Origin of the sequence: Paenibacillus ginsengihumi DSM 21568, assembly GCF_000380965.1 — a bacterium.
Taxonomy (GTDB): domain Bacteria; phylum Bacillota; class Bacilli; order Paenibacillales; family NBRC-103111; genus Paenibacillus_G; species Paenibacillus_G ginsengihumi.
Window position 1 is genome coordinate 48,776 of sequence record NZ_KB905565.1, and the last position, 20,134, is coordinate 68,909.

The following is a 20,134-nucleotide window of genomic DNA, read 5'->3' on the forward strand; positions in this document are numbered from 1 at the left end:
CTCCCCGTCTGTTGACCCTTACCGAAAAAGGAGAATCGGTTATGGATCCTTGGAAAGCGGATGTCAAAATTAAAGGAGGTGAGAGCAAAGCCTTTCCTCCTGCGGTCTTCCTGCAGCTGATGCGGCCCCGGCAATGGAGCAAAAATGTGCTTGTCTTCGCAGCGCTGATTTTTTCCATCCGCTCCGCCGACCTGTTCATGCTGGGGCAGGCCGTGATCGGGTTTGTGCTGTTTTGCCTTGTTTCGAGCTGCGTGTATATTTTGAACGATTACGTCGACCGGGAGCGGGACCGGCTGCATCCGGAGAAGAAGAACCGGCCGCTGGCTTGCGGGGCGATTAACCCCCATGGGGCTTTGCTGTGCGGTCTCGTGCTGCTGGCCGTCTGCCTCTGGTTCGCCTTCCGGTTCCATCTCGCGTTCGGCGGAGTGCTCGCGCTGTATTTTGTGCTGAACGTCTTATATTCCTTGCGGCTTAAGCATATCGTAATTGCCGACGTGCTTGTCGTTGCGCTGGGATTCGTGCTGCGGGCCGTCGGCGGCGGACTGGTGATCGATGTGCCATTGACCCCTTGGTTCCTTCTGTGCACCATGCTGCTGGCGCTGTTTCTGGCGATCGGCAAGCGGCGTCACGAGCTGTATTTGCTGCAAGCGGATCAAACGGCGCACCGCAAGGTGCTGAAGTATTATTCCATGGAAATGCTGAATCAGATGTCGGCGATCGTGACGACGGCTACCATTATGAGCTATGCTCTGTTCACGTTTACGTCGGGCCGTTCCGTTCATTTGATGTGGACCCTCATTTTCGTGCTGTACGGGATGTTCCGCTATTTGTATCTCATTCATATGGAAGGCAAAGGCGGGCGGCCGGAAAAGGTGCTGCTGGAGGACAGGCATATTTTGCTGACGGTCGTGCTGTACGGTTTTTCCGTCGCCTTCATATTGCTGTATTTATAACTCGGGGAGGAACCGCATGATCTTGAAGTATTTGTGGCTGGCCGCTTCGATCGTGCTCGGAGCCGCCGGACAAATATTAATGAAATGGGGCGTCGAATCGCTGCAGCTGCGGGGCATGCCGTCGTTCTCATGGTCCGGCCTTGCGACATTCGCCCCGGTGGCGGCGGGACTGGCGAGCTACGCACTCAGCTCCGTGTTCTGGCTGCTGGCGCTGCGGCAGTTTCCGCTCAGCACGGCTTATCCGATGGTCAGCCTGAGCTACATTATCGTCATGATTTGCGGCAGCCTGTTGTTCCAGGAACCGGTCTCGGCCCAGCACTGGTTCGGCGCGGCGTTCATTGGCGTCGGCGTGCTGCTGATCGCCCGGGCGGGAGCATGAGGTCAGCCGGATTCAGAATGAAGCGGGAGGAAAGAAGCCGATGGAGCTATTTCCAGGACTTATATATCCGGCGTTGCCTGCGGCGGCCTGGTTCGCGTCGGGCACGCTGAAATATGCCGTCAACCGGGTTCGCTACGGCCGGAGGGCCAACGAACTGATCGGCAATGGCGGCTTTCCGAGCACGCACACCTCGATCGTCGCCTCCATGGCGATGCTGATCGGCTTCGATCAAGGCTGGGGCTCGCCGCTATTCGGCCTGGCGGTTGCCGTCACGTTCATCGTCGTGATCGATGCGCTCGGCATTCGCCGGGCTGTCGGCGAGGCAGCCAAGCGGATCAACGCGCTGTCGGCCGGGCTGGCAGCAGGGGCGGAGACGGCACGGCTGCGCGAGCGGCAAGGGCATACGCGCCTCGAGGTGCTCGGCGGCCTCGGCGTCGGATTGGCGCTCGGCTGGGCGGGTTCGCTGCTGCTCTGACGCTGCAATATTTAGAAGAATGTGGGGAGAAGGCCGAATGAGCAATCGTTTTGCTTCGATCAGTTATGTGGCCGGAATCGCGCTATTGTCGCTGTGCGCCGGCTGCTTTCTCGTGCCGACGCTCTTGTTCGCGTGCGGCATTCCGATCCTGCCGCTGCACCTGTGGCTGGCGGCTGGCCTGGCGCTCGCCACGGCCTGGTTCGCTGCGCGGGAGAGATCCGGCAGCGGGGAAGCTGCGGCGGCGGGCAAGCTTTTCGCCGCAGGCCTGGCGGCAGCGGCGGCGATGTTTGCCGTCTGCTTTGTCGTCAGCGGCTGGTTCTATGATTTGTCTTACGATGGACAGGCGTATCACCAGGAATCGATTTTACACTTGGCCGGCGGGTGGAACCCTGTGTACGACGGCGCGCTATCGCTGCCAACAGGACATGCCCTGTGGGTTAACCATTACGGGCGAGGGGGAGAGACGGCCGCGGCTGTGCTGTTCAAAGCGACCGGCCTGATTGAGCACAGCAAGGCGCTGAACGCGCTGATGATCACCGCCTCGTTCCTGCTCAGCGCCGCCGCCCTGCATGCGCTGAAGCCGGATAAGCCTTTCCGCTGGCTGGCGATCGCTATGCTGCTGGCGCTCAATCCGGTAAGCGTCTATCAGGTGTTCAGCTTTTATGTCGACGGCCTGATCGCTTCGCTGCTGCTGTGTCTTCTCGCACTCGGGTTGCTCATGGTTACCCGGATGTCGCCGGTCACCGCCATCGTTTATACGGCGGGGATGATATGGACGATGAATATCAAATTTACGGCGATAGCCTATGCCGGGCTCGTTACGATCGGTGTTTTGGCCGCTTTGTATATGAGCGAGCAGTTCGCGGGCGTAAAGCGGCTGCTTAAGTTCGCGGCAATCGGCGGCATCGCAGGGGTGCTGCTGTTCGGCTACAATCCTTTTGTGACCAATACGCTGAACAACGGCCATCCGTTCTATCCGCTGGCCGGCGAAGGGGCGATCGATGTCGTCGAGAGCTTTACCCCGCGCAATCTGGAGACGATGAACCGGGCGGAGCAGGCGGTCGCCTCCTATTTTGCGGAGACGCGGGAAAACAGCACCGAAAAAATCCGCACAAAATTCAAATGGCCGTTCACGTTTAGCGCCCGGGAGCTAAGCGCGTTCGCCGAGCCCGACGTGGCGGTGTCCGGCTTCGGGCCGCTGTTCAGCGGAGCGCTGCTGCTGTCGCTGGCCGTCATGGCGCTGGCCTTCCGCCGCCGCTTGGGATGGGCGCTGATTGCCGCCGGCGTCATGGGCTGGCTCGTTTTCTCGGCCTTGATCAATCCGGGGGTTTGGTGGGCGCGCTATGTGCCGCAGCTGTGGTTCGTTCCGCTCGTGGCGGCCTGGCTGGGCATCAGCCTGCCGGAAGGACGGCTCGTGCGCGGCGTGAGCTGGGCGCTTGTCCTGGTGCTTGCCGTCAATGCGCTGCTGGTCGGAGGGGCATATACGGTGAGGCAGACGCAGTGGAACCAGACGCTGCGGGAACAGCTGGCTGTGCTCAAGGCTTCGCCCGGACCGGTTTCCGCCGATTTCGCCTACAGCTGGTCCAACCGCGAACGGTTCCGTGCCGCCGGCATCGCGTTTAAGGAGGAGGAGCTCGCCTGCGGGCAGGACGACAAGCTGACGCTGATCAAGTCGGGCACGACGGTTTGCCTGGGCCCGGGGAGCGGCAGCGCTCAAGCGGAATAGAGAAGGCAAGGCCGACGTCTGCTGCGATCGATACCCGAGCCCGGGAGGCTATTTCCGTCGGCATTTGCGGGGCCACACCTGGCGCGAGCGCAGCGGGAGCGAACGGATGGCCGAGCCTTCGCAAGGAAAGCGGAGCGTCTCCGCAATTCGCGGCACATCGCGGTTGACCATTCGTTTGAGGATGGCGATGGCGGTTCCGTATTTTTTGTAGTCGTAATCGCCTGTTTGCGGGTCGATGAATTGATAAGGGAGCTCACTGGGGGGAAGATAGGCGAATACCCGCCCGTTATATTCGGCGATGTAAACGAGCGGCGAATCGCCGTAGCCTGCCTCCAGCCATTCCTTGCGGGTCATGCGGTAGACGAGCAGGGCAAAAATGTCGTCGTACACTTTGCCCTTATACTTGAATTTAAAGTGGACCTCATATTCGGTGTCGCGGTCCGTCTTTTTGCGGCTGATCACGGTATAGGCCCGCCACCAGCCCGGAAACCGCAAGGTGAATCCGTACTTGTTATCGCGATAGATGATTTGTTGCGGTTGTCTCGGCATTCCCCCGTCTCCTCTCTTGCTATGGTTGCTACTATACTGTATTCGGAGAAAAAGGGTTATATACCGCGGATGGCAACTGGAAGGCCGGACCGCTTGCCAAAGAAGGGGTCAGGGCGCACCGTTTTCAAACCATATGTCTTTAAAATGAACCCAGTCCAGGGAATCGAGCGCGATGCCTTTGACCGAGGTGCGGAACACCGTTTTCAGCCGTTTGAAATAGAGAAAATGCAGCAGCCGACGGGCGGCGAGATACCCTTCGATCCGCTCGAGGCGCTCGAGCCTGCGCTCGGGACACCGCTCCGCAAGCACCTCCTCCAGGCCGCGGCCGACTGCCGCTTTGGCTGCGGGCTCCAGATGCCGCTGCATGGTCGTGAACAGGTCGATCAGCCGCACTTCCGCATCGTTGTCGAGCATAATCGAGAACAGCAGCAGGTCTGCCTGCAGCCGCTGCTCGCTGCGGAAATCCTCTATGGCTAGCAGCCGCACCTCGGCGGCGAAGCCCGATTCCTGCAGCATGGACTGCACGAGGCGGGCATCCCGCTCGTATTGCGGAATCGTGCAGATCACGAGCCGCTCGCGAGCGTACCCGAGCCGCTTCAGCAGAGCGCGGACGGCTGCGGGATCGTGAGCGACGGGAAGCGCCTGCGGGCAGGGCGTCTGCCCGAGGACGCCGGCGTCGCCGCGAACGAAGCTGTCCGCGGCGTAGAGCACGTCGCCGCCGAGGCGCTCGAACAGCCGGGTGCGGTCCAATGCGGCGCAGACCGCGCCGCGCAGATCGGGATCGGCCAAGGGGCCGTGCTTCAACAGGTTGAAGGTCAGGAACCGACACGTCGCCCCTTGCTGCTGAACCTGCTCCCATTCCTCCGGCTGCCGGTCTTCGGGCAAGGTGTAGTTGTGGAGAATCTGAAAGCTGTCCAGCGGGCGATAAGCTTCTTTGCCTGAAGCTTCGCCCATATGCCACAGCTCGACCCGGTCGAGATGAGCCCGCCCTTGAAAGTAGGCGGGGAACGCTTCGAGAATGCAGATCGCGCCGTCGTTCAGCGACAGCTTGAACGGCCCCGTTCCGACAGGAGCGCGGGCGAATTGCTCGCCCAGCTCCGCGCAGACGTCGGCCGGTACGATCGAGGCGCGGTTGGTTGCCGCATAGGCAAGGAACAATTCGTTCGGGGCGGCCAGCCGGAAGCGGACGGTAACGGGGTCCAACGTCTCCACCGCTTCGATCCGCTGATGCGCCCAGCTGTATAACGCCCCGCCCCCGTACCGCTTCAGCCGCTCGAACGTATATTTCACATCGTCCGCATGCAGCTCGCGGCCGTGGTGAAACAGGATGCCTTTGCGCAGATGGAACGTCCAGACGGTGCGGCTCGCATCGGTTTCCCAGGCATGCGCGATATGGGGGATGACGCTCTGCGTCAGCCGGTTGTAGCGGACGAGCGGATCGAACAGCTGCTGCACCAGATGCGCCTCGGCGGCGAACTGGATCGTAAGCGGATCGAGCGAGTCGGGCGGCTGCGCCAGCGGGAAGCGGAGCGTGTCGAAGCGGCGGTCTCCGCGCAATTCGCTGGAATAGCCGAAATAGCCGTCAAGCCAATGGCGAAATCGCTCCTTCAGCGGCTCGGAGCGGGCCACATGCAGCTGCTCCATGGCGCCGCGCAGATCGTGCCGATTGACGAGCGACTGCATCAGGCCGAGCAGCAAATCCTCCGCCGGCACCCGGAAGCATAGAGCGGACCGCCGGCCTCTGCCGCGCTGCGGCGACCACTGAAGCCAGCCGCGGGCCGCCATTTTTTTCAGCAGCAGCGCCGCATTGCGATGGGTGCACTGCAGCACGGCCGCCAGCTCGTCCAAAGTGACATATTGCGCTTCGTCTTCCCCGGCAAGGGGATACCCTTCCCGCAGCTTCAAATAGTGATGCTCGAGCTTCACGAGCGCCAACCTCCCGATCTGTACTTCGCGAATGCAGATGCTTCATTCATCATAGCGTAACATGCCGGCGTAAAATAGGAAATTTATTAGCTTCAAGTTACTTCTTTTGTTCCTGTTTTGCAAGCGGGAGGGGAGGAGGGCATGCACAAAAGCAGCCCCGCCGGAAATTTCCAGGGGGGCTTGCCGTTAAACGATAAAATGGGAAAGCACGGCCGCGCCATAGGCAAAGGCGAGGACGATGACGAGGGCCGGATGCATTTTCCTCCGCTCCATCAGCCAATAGGCCGCAGCCGCAATGCCGAGCGACTGCCATACGCCGATGTCCTCTATGGAGCCTGCTCCCATCTGCCAGGTCAGCACTGCCATCATGACCGCGATGACCGGCTGGACGAGCAGCGTCATGCCTTTGACGACCGGAGACTGGCGGTAGCGCTGCAGCAGCTTGAGCAGCCAGATAAGCGCCGCCGCGGAGGGCAGCACCGTTGCCGCCAGAGCGATCGAAAGCCCGAGCAGGCCGTACACGTCGTATCCGACGTAAGCCGCCAGCTTCGTGGCGATCGGCCCGGGCAGCGTGTTGGCGAGGGCGAGCATGTTCGAAAATTCCTGGTCTGTCGCCCAATCGTAATTCGTCACGATTTCGCGGTGCATCAGCGGAATCGAGGCCGGTCCTCCGCCGTAGCCGAGCAGGTTGGAGAGCAAAAATCCGATCAGCAGATTTAACCAGTCCATGTCGAGCGCTCCTCTTCTCCGGTATGTTCGGTTCGCCGCTTCCTGCCTTTGAACCAGCCGACAATGCGGTGGTGAACAGCGCCGTAGCCGAGGAAGATGACGATGACGAGCGCCGGATGGAGTTGAGCCGTTTGCAGCAGGGCGAAGGAGACGGCGAACATGCAGAGTCCGAGCGGCTTGCCCAGCCCTTTGACGGCGCGTTCGCCGAACTCGCAGGCCATCACCCCGAGCATGACGGCGATGACCGGCACGACGGCGGCAATCATGCCCTGGACAACCCGCGAGCTGCTCAGCGCTTGAACCGCCGACATCAGCGCGATCATGCCCAGCGTGGACGGCAAAATATGCGCTGCTACCGCCAGGATCGCGCCTGGCGTGCGATGCAGGCGGTAGCCCAGATACGCTCCCATCTTCGTGGCGATCGGTCCGGGCAGCGCATTGGCCAAAGCAAGAATTTCGCCGAATTCCTCGTCGTCCATCCAGCGGTACCGGGCGACCGCTTCGTGGCGGATGAGCGGGATAACGGAGGGGCCGCCGCCGTACCCGAGGATGCCTGTTTTGAACATAGCCCAGGCAAGCTGAGAATAACTTTGACGATGCGGTGATATAGCCATACTTCTACAATCTCATCCCCATTCTGCTCTTGTAGCGCGTAATCAGCACCTGGCAATCCACGCTCGTAATGCCGGGCAGCTTATACAGCTTCTGCTTCAGGAACGTTTCCATCTCCTGATTATTTTGAAACAGTCCGTGCATATGCAGCTTGCTGGGTCCCGTCATATGATACAGGCTGGTGACCGCTGGCTCCTCGGCCAGCGCTGTCGCCGCCTCGTGCAAATGCTTCGGCTCGACCTCCACGTTGAAAAAAGCGGAGACGCCGATGCCGATTTTTTCCGGATTAATGACGGCGGTAAACCGCTCGATCACCCCGTTTTCCTGCAGCGCCTGGACCCGGGCCTGGACGGCAACGCGCGAAAGGCCGATTTCTTTGGCAAGATCGGTATAAGAGATTCTTCCGTTTGCATTCAATATTTTGATGATGCGGCGATCGATATCGTCGATCTGTACCGGAGGCGTGTCGTTATGCACGGCGAGTCAACTCCTTTTCCAGTTGGGATGGATAGTTGCAATACGTATGTGAAACGAAGTGAATGATTACTTTCCGAATAAATATATAACGGATAATTTACATTTTCAATAAAAAATAAAAATTTTTATTACGGGATTGTTGGCCGGTGTATTGGCTTCGCCGCTGCTTCTGAATCAGCCGGCGATGGGGCGGCAGCGCGCATGCGGGGCGGCATAACCGAGTGCACAAAATAGGAAAACCAGTGCCTGTAATTTGCGCTTTTTGTTCCTGTTTTAAGAGCTACAATAAAGCTAGGCAGTTGCCGCTGCACCCGCTCAAGCCGGATGGGATGCGGGCGATGCAAAACGAGCCTAAGGCGGGCGAAAGAGGAGGACAGACAATGCATTCAGGGAGAACGCCATTATCCGTATCTTGGACAGAACAATGTCTCCGCGAAGCAGCGGAGGGCCTGCGCGCGCAAGCTGGCGGCGGAGCAGGCGATGCGGCGGATGCGCTCACCCGCCTGCTTGCCTCGGTCGATGGGGGGCAGGCTCTTTCAGGCGAAGAGATTCATTCCCTGGTTGGCGAGCTGCTCGGCATGTTTCGCGGGAGCGGCTGCCGGGGGTGAACGGTCTGCCCTGGGCATAATGATCATCATCTCAGGCATGGTCTTTGGAGCCATGCTTTTATTTTTGCTCCCGATAGAGGAAAATGTTGACATGCGAATGCTGATTTATTATTATCATTTTATAAAACGATAATAAAATCTGAAAAGGACGTCGATTCGCATGATCCGTTCGAAATCGGGACTAATTCTCCACCCTGTGCGGATGAAGATCATTCAGACGCTAATCGGGGGACGAATGCTGACCGTCCAGCAGATGGCAGAAAGGCTGCCCGACGTTCCGCAGGCTACGCTTTATCGCCACCTCAATCTGCTGCTGAAGGGCGGCGTGCTGGAGATTGCCGAGGAGAAGCAGGTAAGAGGGGCCGTTGAGAGAACGTACCGTCTCGCCCTGTCAGGGATTGATCCGACGCCTGAAGAGGTGAGCGCGGCAACAAGAGAAGAGCATATGCAATTTTTTATGCAGTTCGTTGCGGGATTGATCGGAGAGTTCGGCAGTTATCTGGAGCAGGACAAGATGGATATGTTTAAGGACGGCGTTGCGTTCCGCCAGGCGGCCCTTTACTTGACCGACGAAGAATTGCGGCAGCTGCTGTATACGATCGGGGGGGCCGTTATGCAGGCTATGGCCAATGAACCTGGGCCGGGGCGGCGCAAGCGGACGCTTGCTACGATCCTGATTCCGGCGCCCGAAACAACGAATCCCGAGAATTATCGAAAATAAGGAGGAGCTATATGGTTAGCGCTGCTTCTATAGCAGGAATTATTATTCAGATGGCGAGCATCGTCATCCTCGTGGCAAGCTTGTTCGTTTATTTCCGCAAAACGGAGCGAATCGGCTGGCTGCCCTTGCTGGCGGGAATGGCGGTGTTTCTGCTATTCTCCCAACTGCTTGAAAAAGTGCTGCACGTCTATATGCTGCAGGGGAATGCGGCGACCGCCAAAGCTTTGCAAAACCCGTGGCTGTTCGCCGCATACGGGGCGCTGGCGGCGGGCGTATTCGAAGAGCTGGGCCGTTATATCGGGTTTCGCTTTTGGTTGAAGCGGCGGCGCAGCTGGAGCGACGGCATCGCGTTCGGCTTCGGCCACGGCGGTCTGGAAGCGTTGCTGCTCGGAGTTGTCGGCGGTGCGCAGATGCTCGGATTTGCCCTGATGATCAACTCCGGCACGTTCGATCAGGCGCTGGGGTCCGCCATGCCGGGCGAGGCGATGCAGCAGATCAAGGCGCAGCTCACGGATACGCCATGGGCGCTTTATCTGGTCGCCGCCTGGGAACGCATTCCTGCGCTGCTGCTTCACCTGGCGCTGTCGATTATGGTGCTGCACGGCGTCCGCAGCGGCCGGTTCCGCCATGTCGTCGCAGCCATCGCGCTTCATGCCGCCGTGGATTTCTTGCCGGCGCTGTATCAGGCCAAAGTGCTGCCGCTGGCTGTCGTCGAGCTGGGTCTGATTCCGATTGCCGCTGCGTTCTTCATTTATTTGAGGCACATGCGCCGGAAATATAGGAATGAATGGTCTCGGGAATGAGCCTGAGCGAAGGCAGCGTGAAATAGGCGCCGGCAGGCTTCACTTCGACTTCCACCATGTTGTAGGACCATTCCCGTTCGGCTGGCATGAAGATGGCGTGCAGACCGTTCTCCAGCGCCGGGACGATGTCGGTGCGCAGCGAATTGCCGATCATCCAGGTCGCTTTCCGGTCCAAGCCGCACATGCGGATCAACTGATCCATGAATGACGACGTTTTATGCCGCGTTACATGGATGCGATCGCCGAAAAAACGCTCCAGGCCGGCCTCCTTCACTTTGCGCATCTGGATGGCCGGATCGCCGCCGGTATACAGCCGCAGCTCGTGGCCATGCCGGCGCAGCTCCTCGAGCGTTTCTTCCATATAAGGATAGGGCTCGATCTGATGACCGTACACGGAGCGGCCGAGCTCGGCCAGCCGAGCGACCTCTTCCGGGTCTTTGGCTCTCCCGGTCAGATTGGCGTAATGCTCGTAAGTGTCGACGAACGAGCGGGGGAAGTGCTCCGGAGAGAAGCCTTCGGCCATCACGCGGCCGAGATCGATCTCCGCCTGCTTCTTCTTAACCTCGTCCATGGACAATCCGTAACCGTGGAACCAGGCTTCCATCTGATCGGCGAATTGCTCGATGACCATATCGAAAAATTTATTGCAGTATATGAGCGTATCGTCCAAATCGAACAATATCGTTTGCGGCTTCATGGCTCCTCATCTCCCGGGTATCGTGTCGGCATTTGTTCAACATTATATCACGTTATACGCCAACGCACGACAAGTCCGGCTTCGACAGCGCCTCGAGCATTTCGCTGCTTCCCTGGAAGACGGCGCCCGGCTCAATGATCAGAGTCGCGGCCTGGACCGTTCCGGCAAGCCGTCCCGTAGCGGTAATTCGCAGCGACCTCTCGGCGATTACGCGGCCTTCCATCCGGCCGGCGATCACGATATCGCGGGCGGTCAGATCGGAGCGGACGAAGCCGCCCTGGCCGATCGTGACTTCTCCCGCCGCGCGGATATCGCCGCGCACTTCCCCTTCAATGCGGATATCCGCAGCCGCTTCCAGCTGTCCCGAGAATACGCTTCCTTCGCCAATCAAAGTGAGGCCGCCATTTGCGGCGGATTTCCTGTTCAACCATCGCATGCTGCTTCGCTCCTATCTATCTTGAAAATAGCCCCGCCCCAGACCCGCGGCACATTTTCACCTTCTGATGGTGCTGCGCAAGCCGCATGGGGGTCTATTTTGAAAAATTGGACGGAACTCTCCGGCGAATTTTTCAACACCGAAGGTGACGACCGATGACGAAAGGAATCACTCGTCATAGGCGTCTATTTTGAAAATTTGGCGGTAACCCGCCGACAACATTTCAATACCGAAGATGACGGCCGATGAAAAGCTACGGCAAGTACGTGCGCGGATCGATGCTTTTGCCGCTCTTGATCACCTCATAGTGCAGGTGCGGGCCGGTGCTGCGGCCGGTCGTTCCCAGCTTGCCGATCATTTGGCCTTTATCGACCGCATCGCCCTTCTTGACCGTCGCCTTGTTCAGATGCATATACCAGGTGCGCAGGCCTTCGGAGTGCTCGACGATCACGTGATTGCCGTGCAGCCTGTCGGAGCCGACCGTATGCACGATGCCGCTGGCCGCCGCATAGACCGGATCGTTCAGCTTGCCGGCGATGTCGATCCCGCGGTGGAAGCTCAGTTTGCCGGTAAACGGATCGTGCCGGTAACCGTAAGGCGAAGTGATGAGGCGGGAGACGGTCGGCCAATGGTTGGGCGTGCGCCGGCTGCGCTCGTGCGCCGCCGCCAGCTCTGCCTTCGCCTGGTCCAGCCGGCTGCTCAGCCCCGAAAGCTCCTGCAGCAGCTGATCGTAGCTGGCCCGGGCATTTGCGGCGATGGCGCGAACCTCCTGCGCGGTAACCGGGACGCGGGGGCCGCCCATTCCGCGCTCGGCCATGCCTGACGCCGCAGCGTCTGCGGCGGCGCCGGCGGGCTTGCCGCTGTCCGCGTGCGGAGCGAGCGCCTTCAAATCACGCTCCAGCCGCTTCAAATCTTCGACCTGAGCGCGCACCTTCGCCGCCTGCTCCGATATGGTGTAGATTTGGCTGCGCAATTCCTCGATCGCCGCGTTCTTTTGGCGCATTTCCTGCTGCAGCCGCTCGTTCTTGCCGCGCAGCTCCGTCCTCGACATGGCAAGCGCTGCGGACGTCTTCGCATAGCTTAAGCAGGCGAAGCCTGAGGAGGCCAATATGCAGGCGGCACAGACGGCGATCGCGCAGAGCGCGGCGCGGGATAGCGAAAGGCGGATGACGCTTTCGTCCGCTTCGGGAATAATCACGAAGGTCAGTTTGCGCTTGAAACGGTTAAGTAGCATGACGACTCCTTTCGGTCGGAATGATGCCTCTCTCTGCGGCATATATTGGAGACAGCGAGTCAATGCCGGGAGGGATGCGACTTGTCTTTATTGAAATCGAGCCGCATGAGTTTGCTGGAGAGGCTCGCACGGCACGTCAGCAAAGAGATTGCGCTGCAAGCCCGGGACTTCGACAGCGGGCCCGGCGTGCTTCGGCATGTTGGCAAACGGTTCATCCGCGTGGATGACGGATACTATATTCCTTATGTTATGGAGGAAATCGTGCTGTTCGGAGCTGCCCGCAGAGCCGGGGCGGAGCGCGTGCTGACGCATACGACGTATGCGCCTGCCTTTGTAGCGCTGCTGAACCGAACCGGAATCGACTTCCTCGAGCTGACCGTCGATCGGCCGGACGAGGAGGAAGAGCTGACGATTCTCATCCCCTTCAACAAAGTGATCGGCGTTCGAAGCATCGGCGAGTCGGACGATATCCAATAATCCGCCGCATTCCTGGCCACGAGCCGAGCCGTTTAGCCCGGGGCCGACTTGGCCGCCGCAGGCGCATTTTCGGGCGATTCGGCCTGCTTCAGGACAGACGAAATCTCCATGCGGGTGGTAAGCAGCGCGAGCAAAAACAGCGCGGCATAGCCGATGCCGCAGACGATGCCGACAAGCGAGTAATAGCGGCTCCAGGCGATGCCGATGCCGATAAGAGCGAGGCAGGCAATCATGAGCAAGCTGCCGGCCAGAGACCACGTCTCGTACCGGACCCGCTTTCGCCTGCTGCCGTTTCGCTGGCCGCCGTCCTGCCGCTCTGAATCGTTTGCCGTCTTGCCGGATGCAGAGGTGGCCCCCGCCCGGCGGGCGGCTTCGTTCTTCACGACCGGCCGCTTGCGGACAAGCAGCAGCAGGACGGCAAAGTACAGCGGCTGATAAGCAAGCGTGATGACGAGCGAGCTGAAATTGCCGAAGCTGTAGGCGTCCGACGTGTTCCGGAAAGAGGCGATGGCCGTCAGCGTCAGCAGCAGACCGACAGGCGAGCTGATTAAGGTATAGTCCCGCCGACCGATCAAAGAGGCGATGCCCGTCAAAAAAGCCAGGTAAATGACGATCACCTTGCAAAGCGTGATCGGATACCAGATGCTCAGCATCGTCAGATCAATGCGGTCCAGAAAATCGGTGATATGGATCAGCTGTACGAGACTGTAGCTCGGATTAATGAAGTTGCCCGGCATTTTCGGCCCAAGCACGATCACTTCCATCAGCAAGAAGACGGTCAGGATCACCCCGGCCAAAATGCCTCCGTGCCGCAGCGCGGACCGGAGCTGACGAGGGCTCCACAGCATATGCAGGAACGCTCCGATGACGATCGCATCGCCGAACCAGCCGATGCCAAGCAGGTTCGATTTGAGGAAGCTGGCCGCGGGCACAGTCAGCACCGGTTGAATAAAATGCTTGTCCAGCTCGTTGGAAAGAAGCAGCGGCAGCGACATCACGAGCAGCATGAAGACGGGAAAGAAAATGTCGTTGACCCGTGCGACCACCTCCAGACTGGTCCTTCCGTAAAACAGCAGCAGCAGCATGAACAGCAGCACCAGCACTTCCTCCGGGGTGCTTGGAAGCAGCACCGTGCCGACAAACCGGCTGAAAAGGCGAATATCGCGAACGAGCATCAGCCACAAATGGGCAATGAGCAGCACATTGATCGACGTGCCGGCGATTTTTCCGAACACGAGCTTGTTGATTTCGAACAGGTTTTTGTCTTCGAAGCGCTGGGACAGCTTGTAGAAGACGTAGGCGACTCCGAATATATAAAAGATCGGCAGCAAATACGACGTCCAGGCATCGATGCGGGCGATGCGAATGAGCACGTGCTGAATGCTGAGCAGCCCGCCTCCGATCAGCAGCGAAGCGACCAGCCAGGTCATCTGGCGCACCTGGACGACTTGCGTACGGTCCAAGGGGGATACCTCCTTTAAGGGTGGAATCGCGTTAAAGTCCCATCATTTGAATAACCTTGGGCGAGACGGCATGGACGAACCACTGCGAAGGCATAGGCGGCAGCCAGCCGATCGCCAGGCACCAATAGAACGCTGCCGTTAACGCATACACGGTGAAATATACGCCTCGTTCGGGCTTCCCGGCCCGCTTCAGTTTTTTGAGGTCCAACGCAAGATGCCCGGCCAGAAAGCACAGGAAAACGAGTAGAAACAAGCTGTTCATGCTGCGATTCTCCTATCTTGAAAATAGCGCTTGGTGCGCGGCCCGTTTTCATCTTCTGATGGTGCTGCGCCAGCGGAATGGGGGTCTATCTTGAAAATTTTGCGGTATCCATACGCTGAATTTTCAACGCCGCAGGTGATGACCGATGACGGAAGGAAGCATTCGGTCGTAGGCGTCTATTCCGTAAGGACGTTTTTGTTGATGAGCCCGGTTTCGACGATCCGGCTGTTGACGCGGATATCGAACTCGGCCTTCCCCAGCGCTTGCGGCCATTGCGGCAGATATCGATCCTCCCACAGCTTCGGGTACGCTCGCCAGATATAAGCGCCGAGCTGCGCGGCGTCGACCCCAAGCTTCTCCATGTCCTTCAGCGTCGAGCGCATGGCCTTTTCGATATAATCCGACAGAGCCTTCTCCGCCTTGCGGACGTTGCTTGTCAGCATCATGTCGACGGGAGGGGCGGAGTCCTGCAATTTGGCTTTGGCCTCGACGTTCATGACAAAGCGCAGCTTGCCGTTTACGATTTTAACGCGGATGCGGTTGCGCAAATCGATGATGCGCATCGTCAGCTTTGGCCCGCCTTCCATTTCGATCATGGCGGTAGCCATGACCGGGCGGGCCTTCAGCCACCCGAGGCCTTGAGCGCTGATGCCGCTAACTGTTCCCACCATCTTGTAGTCCCGGAACAAGGCATAGCCGATGATTTCCACCTCCTCCGACGGCTTCTCGCTCTTCTGCGACTTGCGGATGGACATATAAGCGGCGGATGCGTCGCTTCCCGGCGCGCTGAGCGCGAGACCGAAATCCTTCATGTCCATGTCGATAACAGCCCGGGTTTTGGCCAGCTCGCGAATCGTCTCCGACGGAAACCGCTCGAATCGGGGGTTCGACTGCAGCAGTTCATATGCTTTGCCCTTCGTAATGATTAAATATGTAGTCATTCGGCTCTCCGGCGATCGGGGAGTATGGTCGAAAAAGTTGCTTATTCCTTGCCTGGCCAAGTCTTCCCCGATCAGTATCGTTCGGCGGTGGGCCAGAAACATGCGGCGGGACATGCGCCTCTGCAGCTTCTCCTGCACCTCGGGGAATGTATTGCCGACCTCGGAATCGACATAATAGCTTTTGTCGCCGCCGGTCCCGCCGCCGCCGCCGGTCGCGCCGCCCATTTGCCCGGGCAGGGGAACGAGCACGGTATAGCGGATTTTGCCCCCGGGCTCAAGATCTAAGGCCGATGTCAAAATAAAAGCCAGGTCGTTGATCTCGGTGCGGTCCCAGCATCCGGACAGCACGGGAAGCATGCAGATGAGCGACAGAACCGAGACGGCCGCTTGGCGTATTCGCCTCATTGCGCTTCATCCTCCTCCTTCTGATGCCGGAATTCCATGCCCCGCTGTCCGCCTTGCTTATAGATTTGCTCCGGAAGCTCGGTATCCATCCGCTGCGTATCCTTCAGCGATATAAAGGAAGGCCTGCTTCTCATCGTCCACCACGGCGCCCGGATCGCCACATCCTTCAGGTCGGCGTAAGACAAGGGGCCGAGCGGCGACAAATACGGAATGCCGAAGGAGCGCAGGTCGGCCAGATGTCCGATAATCAGCATGACGGAAATCATAATTCCGTACAGTCCGAACAGCGACGCCGCAATAATGATCGGGAAGCGGAGCATCCGCACGGCGATCGCTCCGTTGTAGCGCGGAATCGTAAAGGATGCGATGCCGGTGATCGATACGACGATGACCATCGGAGCCGAGACGATGCCGGCCTGTACGGCGGCCTGTCCGACAACGAGCGCCCCGAGAATGCTGACGGCGGAGCCCACCGTCTTGGGCAGGCGAATGCCGGCTTCCCGCAGCGCTTCGAAGGTGATCTCCATAATCAGCGCCTCCACGACGGCGGGAAAGGGGATCGCCTCTCTCGCTGCCGCGACCGAAAGCAGCAGCGACGTGGGCAGCAAATCCTGGTGAAACGTCGTGATCGCCACATACAGGCCGGGCGTGAGCAAGGACAGGAACATGAACAAATATCTCAGCCAGCGGATCAAGGTAGCGATCTGGAACCGCTCGTAATAATCCTCTGTCGCCTGCAAAATATCCATGAAGACGAAGGGGACGATCAGAACGAACGGCGTTCCGTCGATGATGATGCCGACTTTGCCCTGCAGCAGCGCCCCCGCCACCATATCCGGCCGTTCCGTATACTGCACTTGGGGGAAAGGGGAGTACGCAGAGTCCTGGATAAACTCCTCGATGTAGCCGGACTCCAGCACGCCGTCGATATCGATCTGCTCCAGCCGGTTGAGCACCTCGTCCACCACCAGCGGGTCGGCGATGCCGTCCAGGTAAGTGACGACGACGCTCGTATTGCTTTCCCGGCCGATGGTCAAATGCTTCATCTTGAGCCGCGGCGTCTTCAGCCTGCGGCGAACGAGCGACGTATTGGTCCGCATGTTCTCGACGAAGCCTTCCTTCGGACCGCGGACGACCGCTTCGTTCTCCGGCTCGTTGATCGACCGCTTCTCCATTCCCCGTATGCCCAAGAGCAGCGACTGATGATTGCCGTCCAGGATGAGCCCGGCGTCGCCGCCCAACAGCGACAAGAGGAGATCGCCGAAATTGTCGGCCTGCTGGATTTGCGATACGGGAAGCGATTGGCGAAGAAGACGCTCAATATCCCGGTCGCCGCCGTCAAACACCATCAACGTCTTCATGACGTCGTTGACCAATTCGGTGTTGACCATGCCGTCGACGAAAAACAGCAGCGCTTTGGCGCCCTGCTCAATTTGGAATTCGCGTACGACAAAATCCGAGCAATCCTCGAACAGCTCGTTCAAATATTGTTTATTGTCTTCTAATCGATCCGCGATCGGCGCGGATTTCAGGTCGTCGATAAAACGGTAGTCCAATTGGTGCAGCTGCTTGCTGCGCGTTTGTTCAGTAGCGTTGCCGCGGCTGCGCTTCACCGGACTGCTGACCTCCTTGCGTAAGCCCATGCAATAACATCCCTGGGATACGGCTTATTTTTCTCCAATAACGAAAAATTATGCCAAATGCAGCAGCGAGCACGCGAAGCGGCTGAAACTGTCTCGCGTCGCAAAAAGTTCTGCTGCGAGGAATAGGCATGGAATTGGCGGTAAAAGCTAACAAAGGTCCAAAGCGCAGCCTGCGAGGCATTTGCATGGGAAGGGAAGGAAGAGAGCGACATCATGATTTGGATCATCGCCGCACTTGTTTTATTTATCGTTCAAATATTGACGATCCTGATCGGGGGATTCCGCAATCCTTCCAAAACCGTAGCTTGGCTGGCGATTTTGTTCGTTTTTCCGCTGATCGGCTTCGTGATGTATTATTTTTTGGCGTCGGAATACCGGAAGCGCCGGAAGGTGCGGAAGCGGCGCGCCTGGCATACGGGGATCGGCAAGCAGGCGGTCAAGGCGCGCCCGTCGGTCGAACGTGTGCTGGAGTTCGGGGGCATGGAGGAATGGCGGGACGAACCGCGGCTCTACGCTCTGCTCGGAAATATGCCCGGCGCGCCGATCACGCTGTGCAATGAGATTTCCATCTACATCGATGCGCACGAGACGTACCCGGCGATGCTCAAGGCGATGGAGCAGGCCAAGGATCACATTCATTTCGAGTTTTATACGGTGCGCAGCGACCGGATCGGCACGGCATTCAAGGAGCTGTTGATCCGCAAAGCGCGGGAAGGCGTCGAGGTCCGCTGCATTTTCGACGGGATCGGCAGTTACGCGCTGGACGGCGCATACGTCAAGGAGCTGAGGGAAGCGGGGGCGGAGGTTTATTTCTTTTTGCCGGCGGCGATCGCTTTTTTCGATAAAAGAATCAACTACCGCAATCATCGCAAAATTATTGTGGTGGACGGCACGGTCGGCTTCCTTGGAGGCATCAACATCGGGGACGAATATTTGGGGGGAAACCCGAAGCTGGGCTATTGGCGGGATACGCATTTGGCCTTGAGCGGGGATTCCGTTTATTCGCTGCAGCAGGTTTTTTTGAACGATTGGCGTTTTGTCAGCGGAAGCGCTGTCGCCGAGAGCCGTTATTTTCCTGAGCATAGCACGGCTCCGGGCAAGCCCGTTCAGGTGATCGCCAGCGGCCCGGACGCCTATTCGGACGCGATTCTCGAAATGTACTTCGGCGCGATCACCGCCGCCAAGAAGCGGGTCTATGTAACGACGCCGTATTTTATTCCCGATCCGAGCATCAGCATGGGGCTGAGGACGGCAGCGGCCAGCGGGATCGACGTGCGCGTCATTTTTCCCGAACAGGCCGATTCCCGGCTCGTCCATTATGCTTCGCTATCTTATATGGAAGAATTGATGCACGCGGGCGTTCGCTTCTACGCTTACCGGGCCGGCTTCATTCATGCCAAGGTGCTGCTGATCGACGATTTGATGGCGTCCGTCGGCACGGCCAATGTCGATATGCGCAGCTTCTTCAGCAATTTCGAGCTGAACGCCGTGCTGTTCGATCAGGAGACAATCAAGCGGATCGAGAGCGATTTTCTGCAAGATTTGAAGAACAGCACGGAGATCAAGCTGGAGCGCTTCGAGCGCCGTTCCTGCTGGCAGAAGGGCATGGAGGCGGCGGCGCATTTGCTGTCTCCGTTGCTTTAAGCGTGCCGGCCGCCAATCACTGACAGCACCTGGTCCAGATCCTGCGGCGGACATTGGGCAATCAAATCGCCGGTTGCTTTAAGGCGCTCTTCGATATTGAGCAGATGAAAGTCGCGGGGGTCCGGTCTTAAGGCAATTTCCTCCCAGGTGAGCGGCGTGGATACGCTGGCGTCCCGGCGGGCGCGCGGCGTATACGGCGCGGACAGCGTCTTGCCGGGCCAATGCTGCAAATAATCGATATAGATGCGGTCGCCGCGGTCCTTCTTCAGTCGTTCGATCGTGAACAGCCGTGGATGAAGCTTGACGGCGTAGGACGCGACGAAATGGCCGATGCTTCTCAGCTGCTCGAACGTGTAGCCTTTGTCCTGCCGAATCGGCACGTAGATTTGCACGCCGGTCGCCCCGGACGTTTTGGGAACGGAACGGATGTTCATTTTATCCAAAATTTCGCCGATCAGCTGCACGGCCTGCATAATTCGCGGCTCGGGGTCGACGCTCGGGTCGATGTCGATCACCCATTCGGCGGGCAGCGTCTCGCCGATTCGGTGGAACGAAGGGTGGAACTCGAGGCAGGCCAGATTGCCGAGCCAGATGAGCGTCGGCAGCGAGTCGAGCTCGACGTAATTGACGCCTTGCAGCACGGCGGTTTTGACGAAAGGCGGCGTCGGTTCCGGCGCGTTCTTTTGATAGAACGATTTGCCTTCCCAGCCGTGCGGGTAACGAATCGTCGTCAAATACCGTCTGCGGCAATACGCCAGCAGGTAAGGGGCGAGCTTGCCCAGCTTTTCGAGATATTGAGCCTTGGTGATTCCTTTCTCTGGCCACAGCGGCTTGTCGGGGTTCGTGATCGTCAGCTCGTGGCCGTCGATCGTCACGGTGCCCTTGACTGTACGGTGGGGAGTTCCCGGCGCTGCCATATCGGCTTGTCCTCCTCGGGCTTTCCGGCGGAAAGCGGGTGTGGTGGCTTGCTGCTT

Annotated in this window: 22 protein-coding genes; 9 read left to right on the top strand and 13 right to left on the bottom strand. The window is 58.9% G+C overall.

What is annotated here, in order from left to right; translation table 11 throughout:
- The first annotated feature begins 41 nt into the window (after positions 1-41).
- Genes F591_RS0111405 through F591_RS27895 form a run of 4 tightly spaced genes read left to right on the top strand, consistent with a single transcriptional unit; the run spans position 42 to position 3,533 of the window.
- On the top strand, positions 42-953 hold the full coding sequence (locus F591_RS0111405; RefSeq protein ID WP_019534732.1) for a decaprenyl-phosphate phosphoribosyltransferase: 912 nt from the start codon (positions 42-44) through the stop codon (positions 951-953).
- A 16-nt stretch (positions 954-969) separates the two neighbouring features.
- Positions 970-1,332, top strand: coding sequence for an EamA family transporter (locus F591_RS0111410; RefSeq protein ID WP_019534733.1), 363 nt, complete (start codon positions 970-972; stop codon positions 1,330-1,332).
- 40 nt (positions 1,333-1,372) lie between these two features.
- Positions 1,373-1,807, top strand: coding sequence for a divergent PAP2 family protein (locus tag F591_RS0111415; RefSeq protein WP_019534734.1), 435 nt, complete (start codon positions 1,373-1,375; stop codon positions 1,805-1,807).
- Between the two features lie 37 nt (positions 1,808-1,844).
- Positions 1,845-3,533: a hypothetical protein gene (locus F591_RS27895; protein ID WP_019534735.1), complete on the top strand. Its 1,689-nt coding sequence runs from the start codon at positions 1,845-1,847 to the stop codon at positions 3,531-3,533.
- 48 nt (positions 3,534-3,581) lie between these two features.
- Here F591_RS27895 and F591_RS0111425 read toward each other — a convergent pair whose 3' ends face one another.
- From F591_RS0111425 to chrS, 5 genes are all read right to left on the bottom strand, one after another.
- The gene (locus F591_RS0111425) at positions 3,582-4,082 is read right to left on the bottom strand and encodes a hypothetical protein (protein WP_019534736.1); all 501 of its coding nucleotides are present in this window, start codon (positions 4,080-4,082) and stop codon (positions 3,582-3,584) included.
- Positions 4,083-4,190: 108 nt separating this feature from the next.
- Entirely contained in the window at positions 4,191-6,008 is a 1,818-nt protein-coding gene (locus tag F591_RS0111430; protein WP_019534737.1) for an ABC transporter substrate-binding protein, read from the bottom strand.
- A 186-nt stretch (positions 6,009-6,194) separates the two neighbouring features.
- Positions 6,195-6,737 (bottom strand): chromate efflux transporter ChrA, encoded by a 543-nt coding sequence (chrA, locus tag F591_RS0111435; protein WP_019534738.1) that lies wholly within the window; start codon positions 6,735-6,737, stop codon positions 6,195-6,197.
- Positions 6,725-7,351: a chromate efflux transporter ChrB gene (gene chrB, locus F591_RS0111440; RefSeq protein ID WP_026326545.1), complete on the bottom strand. Its 627-nt coding sequence runs from the start codon at positions 7,349-7,351 to the stop codon at positions 6,725-6,727. The genes chrA and chrB overlap by 13 nt, the downstream gene beginning before the upstream one ends.
- A 4-nt stretch (positions 7,352-7,355) precedes the next feature.
- Positions 7,356-7,826 carry a chromate efflux transcriptional regulator ChrS gene (gene chrS / locus F591_RS0111445; RefSeq protein WP_019534740.1) on the bottom strand — a complete coding sequence of 157 codons (471 nt, stop codon included), beginning with the start codon at positions 7,824-7,826 and terminating at the stop codon, positions 7,356-7,358.
- 380 nt (positions 7,827-8,206) lie between these two features.
- Here chrS and F591_RS0111450 point away from each other — a divergent pair, with 380 nt between their 5' ends.
- The 3 genes from F591_RS0111450 (at position 8,207) to F591_RS0111460 (ending at position 9,958) form a co-directional block, all read left to right on the top strand.
- Positions 8,207-8,434: a hypothetical protein gene (locus F591_RS0111450; RefSeq protein WP_026326546.1), complete on the top strand. Its 228-nt coding sequence runs from the start codon at positions 8,207-8,209 to the stop codon at positions 8,432-8,434.
- 160 nt (positions 8,435-8,594) lie between these two features.
- Positions 8,595-9,155, top strand: a complete 561-nt coding sequence (locus F591_RS0111455; RefSeq protein WP_019534742.1) for a helix-turn-helix domain-containing protein — start codon at positions 8,595-8,597, stop codon at positions 9,153-9,155.
- Positions 9,156-9,166: 11 nt separating this feature from the next.
- Complete coding sequence (locus F591_RS0111460) at positions 9,167-9,958, top strand: YhfC family intramembrane metalloprotease (protein ID WP_019534743.1); 792 nt, start codon at positions 9,167-9,169, stop codon at positions 9,956-9,958.
- On the opposite strand, the gene F591_RS0111465 is transcribed toward F591_RS0111460, so the two are convergent.
- The 3 genes from F591_RS0111465 to F591_RS0111475 form a co-directional block, all read right to left on the bottom strand.
- The gene (locus F591_RS0111465) at positions 9,903-10,655 is read right to left on the bottom strand and encodes an HAD family hydrolase (protein ID WP_019534744.1); all 753 of its coding nucleotides are present in this window, start codon (positions 10,653-10,655) and stop codon (positions 9,903-9,905) included. The genes F591_RS0111460 and F591_RS0111465 overlap by 56 nt on opposite strands.
- 52 nt (positions 10,656-10,707) lie before the next feature.
- Entirely contained in the window at positions 10,708-11,091 is a 384-nt protein-coding gene (locus F591_RS0111470) for a bactofilin family protein (RefSeq protein ID WP_019534745.1), read from the bottom strand.
- Positions 11,092-11,344: 253 nt separating this feature from the next.
- Positions 11,345-12,325, bottom strand: a complete 981-nt coding sequence (locus F591_RS0111475) for a M23 family metallopeptidase (protein WP_019534746.1) — start codon at positions 12,323-12,325, stop codon at positions 11,345-11,347.
- An 81-nt stretch (positions 12,326-12,406) separates the two neighbouring features.
- Between F591_RS0111475 and F591_RS0111480 the strand changes: the two genes are divergently transcribed.
- The gene (locus tag F591_RS0111480) at positions 12,407-12,802 is read left to right on the top strand and encodes a hypothetical protein (protein ID WP_019534747.1); all 396 of its coding nucleotides are present in this window, start codon (positions 12,407-12,409) and stop codon (positions 12,800-12,802) included.
- A gap of 32 nt (positions 12,803-12,834) precedes the next feature.
- On the opposite strand, the gene F591_RS0111485 is transcribed toward F591_RS0111480, so the two are convergent.
- From F591_RS0111485 to F591_RS0111500, 4 genes are all read right to left on the bottom strand, one after another.
- A complete protein-coding gene (locus tag F591_RS0111485; RefSeq protein WP_019534748.1) occupies positions 12,835-14,265 on the bottom strand; it encodes a GerAB/ArcD/ProY family transporter in 1,431 nt (476 codons plus the stop codon).
- A gap of 31 nt (positions 14,266-14,296) precedes the next feature.
- Complete coding sequence (locus tag F591_RS0111490) at positions 14,297-14,527, bottom strand: hypothetical protein (RefSeq protein ID WP_019534749.1); 231 nt, start codon at positions 14,525-14,527, stop codon at positions 14,297-14,299.
- Between the two features lie 176 nt (positions 14,528-14,703).
- Positions 14,704-15,873 carry a Ger(x)C family spore germination protein gene (locus F591_RS0111495; protein ID WP_019534750.1) on the bottom strand — a complete coding sequence of 390 codons (1,170 nt, stop codon included), beginning with the start codon at positions 15,871-15,873 and terminating at the stop codon, positions 14,704-14,706.
- Positions 15,870-17,516 carry a spore germination protein gene (locus tag F591_RS0111500; protein WP_019534751.1) on the bottom strand — a complete coding sequence of 549 codons (1,647 nt, stop codon included), beginning with the start codon at positions 17,514-17,516 and terminating at the stop codon, positions 15,870-15,872. The genes F591_RS0111495 and F591_RS0111500 overlap by 4 nt, the downstream gene beginning before the upstream one ends.
- Positions 17,517-17,729: 213 nt before the next feature.
- On the opposite strand from F591_RS0111500, the gene cls reads away from it, so the two are divergent.
- Positions 17,730-19,160, top strand: a complete 1,431-nt coding sequence (cls, locus tag F591_RS0111505; RefSeq protein WP_019534752.1) for a cardiolipin synthase — start codon at positions 17,730-17,732, stop codon at positions 19,158-19,160.
- On the opposite strand, the gene ligD is transcribed toward cls, so the two are convergent.
- Positions 19,157-20,077 carry a non-homologous end-joining DNA ligase gene (gene ligD / locus F591_RS0111510; RefSeq protein ID WP_019534753.1) on the bottom strand — a complete coding sequence of 307 codons (921 nt, stop codon included), beginning with the start codon at positions 20,075-20,077 and terminating at the stop codon, positions 19,157-19,159. The genes cls and ligD overlap by 4 nt on opposite strands.
- Positions 20,078-20,134: the final 57 nt, after the last annotated feature.

Coding starts and splice junctions, on each gene's coding strand:
- ligD (WP_019534753.1), bottom strand. CDS start 20,077: ATGGCAGCGCCGGGAACTCCCCACCGTACAGTCAAGGGCACCGTGACG.
- chrA (WP_019534738.1), bottom strand. CDS start 6,737: ATGGACTGGTTAAATCTGCTGATCGGATTTTTGCTCTCCAACCTGCTC.
- chrB (WP_026326545.1), bottom strand. CDS start 7,351: ATGGCTATATCACCGCATCGTCAAAGTTATTCTCAGCTTGCCTGGGCT.
- F591_RS0111425 (WP_019534736.1), bottom strand. CDS start 4,082: ATGCCGAGACAACCGCAACAAATCATCTATCGCGATAACAAGTACGGA.
- F591_RS0111490 (WP_019534749.1), bottom strand. CDS start 14,527: ATGAACAGCTTGTTTCTACTCGTTTTCCTGTGCTTTCTGGCCGGGCAT.
- F591_RS0111415 (WP_019534734.1), top strand. CDS start 1,373: ATGGAGCTATTTCCAGGACTTATATATCCGGCGTTGCCTGCGGCGGCC.
- F591_RS0111455 (WP_019534742.1), top strand. CDS start 8,595: ATGATCCGTTCGAAATCGGGACTAATTCTCCACCCTGTGCGGATGAAG.
- F591_RS0111470 (WP_019534745.1), bottom strand. CDS start 11,091: ATGCGATGGTTGAACAGGAAATCCGCCGCAAATGGCGGCCTCACTTTG.
- F591_RS0111500 (WP_019534751.1), bottom strand. CDS start 17,516: ATGGGCTTACGCAAGGAGGTCAGCAGTCCGGTGAAGCGCAGCCGCGGC.
- F591_RS0111495 (WP_019534750.1), bottom strand. CDS start 15,873: ATGAGGCGAATACGCCAAGCGGCCGTCTCGGTTCTGTCGCTCATCTGC.
- F591_RS0111460 (WP_019534743.1), top strand. CDS start 9,167: ATGGTTAGCGCTGCTTCTATAGCAGGAATTATTATTCAGATGGCGAGC.
- F591_RS0111475 (WP_019534746.1), bottom strand. CDS start 12,325: ATGCTACTTAACCGTTTCAAGCGCAAACTGACCTTCGTGATTATTCCC.
- F591_RS0111465 (WP_019534744.1), bottom strand. CDS start 10,655: ATGAAGCCGCAAACGATATTGTTCGATTTGGACGATACGCTCATATAC.
- F591_RS0111405 (WP_019534732.1), top strand. CDS start 42: ATGGATCCTTGGAAAGCGGATGTCAAAATTAAAGGAGGTGAGAGCAAA.
- cls (WP_019534752.1), top strand. CDS start 17,730: ATGATTTGGATCATCGCCGCACTTGTTTTATTTATCGTTCAAATATTG.
- F591_RS27895 (WP_019534735.1), top strand. CDS start 1,845: ATGAGCAATCGTTTTGCTTCGATCAGTTATGTGGCCGGAATCGCGCTA.
- F591_RS0111410 (WP_019534733.1), top strand. CDS start 970: ATGATCTTGAAGTATTTGTGGCTGGCCGCTTCGATCGTGCTCGGAGCC.
- F591_RS0111450 (WP_026326546.1), top strand. CDS start 8,207: ATGCATTCAGGGAGAACGCCATTATCCGTATCTTGGACAGAACAATGT.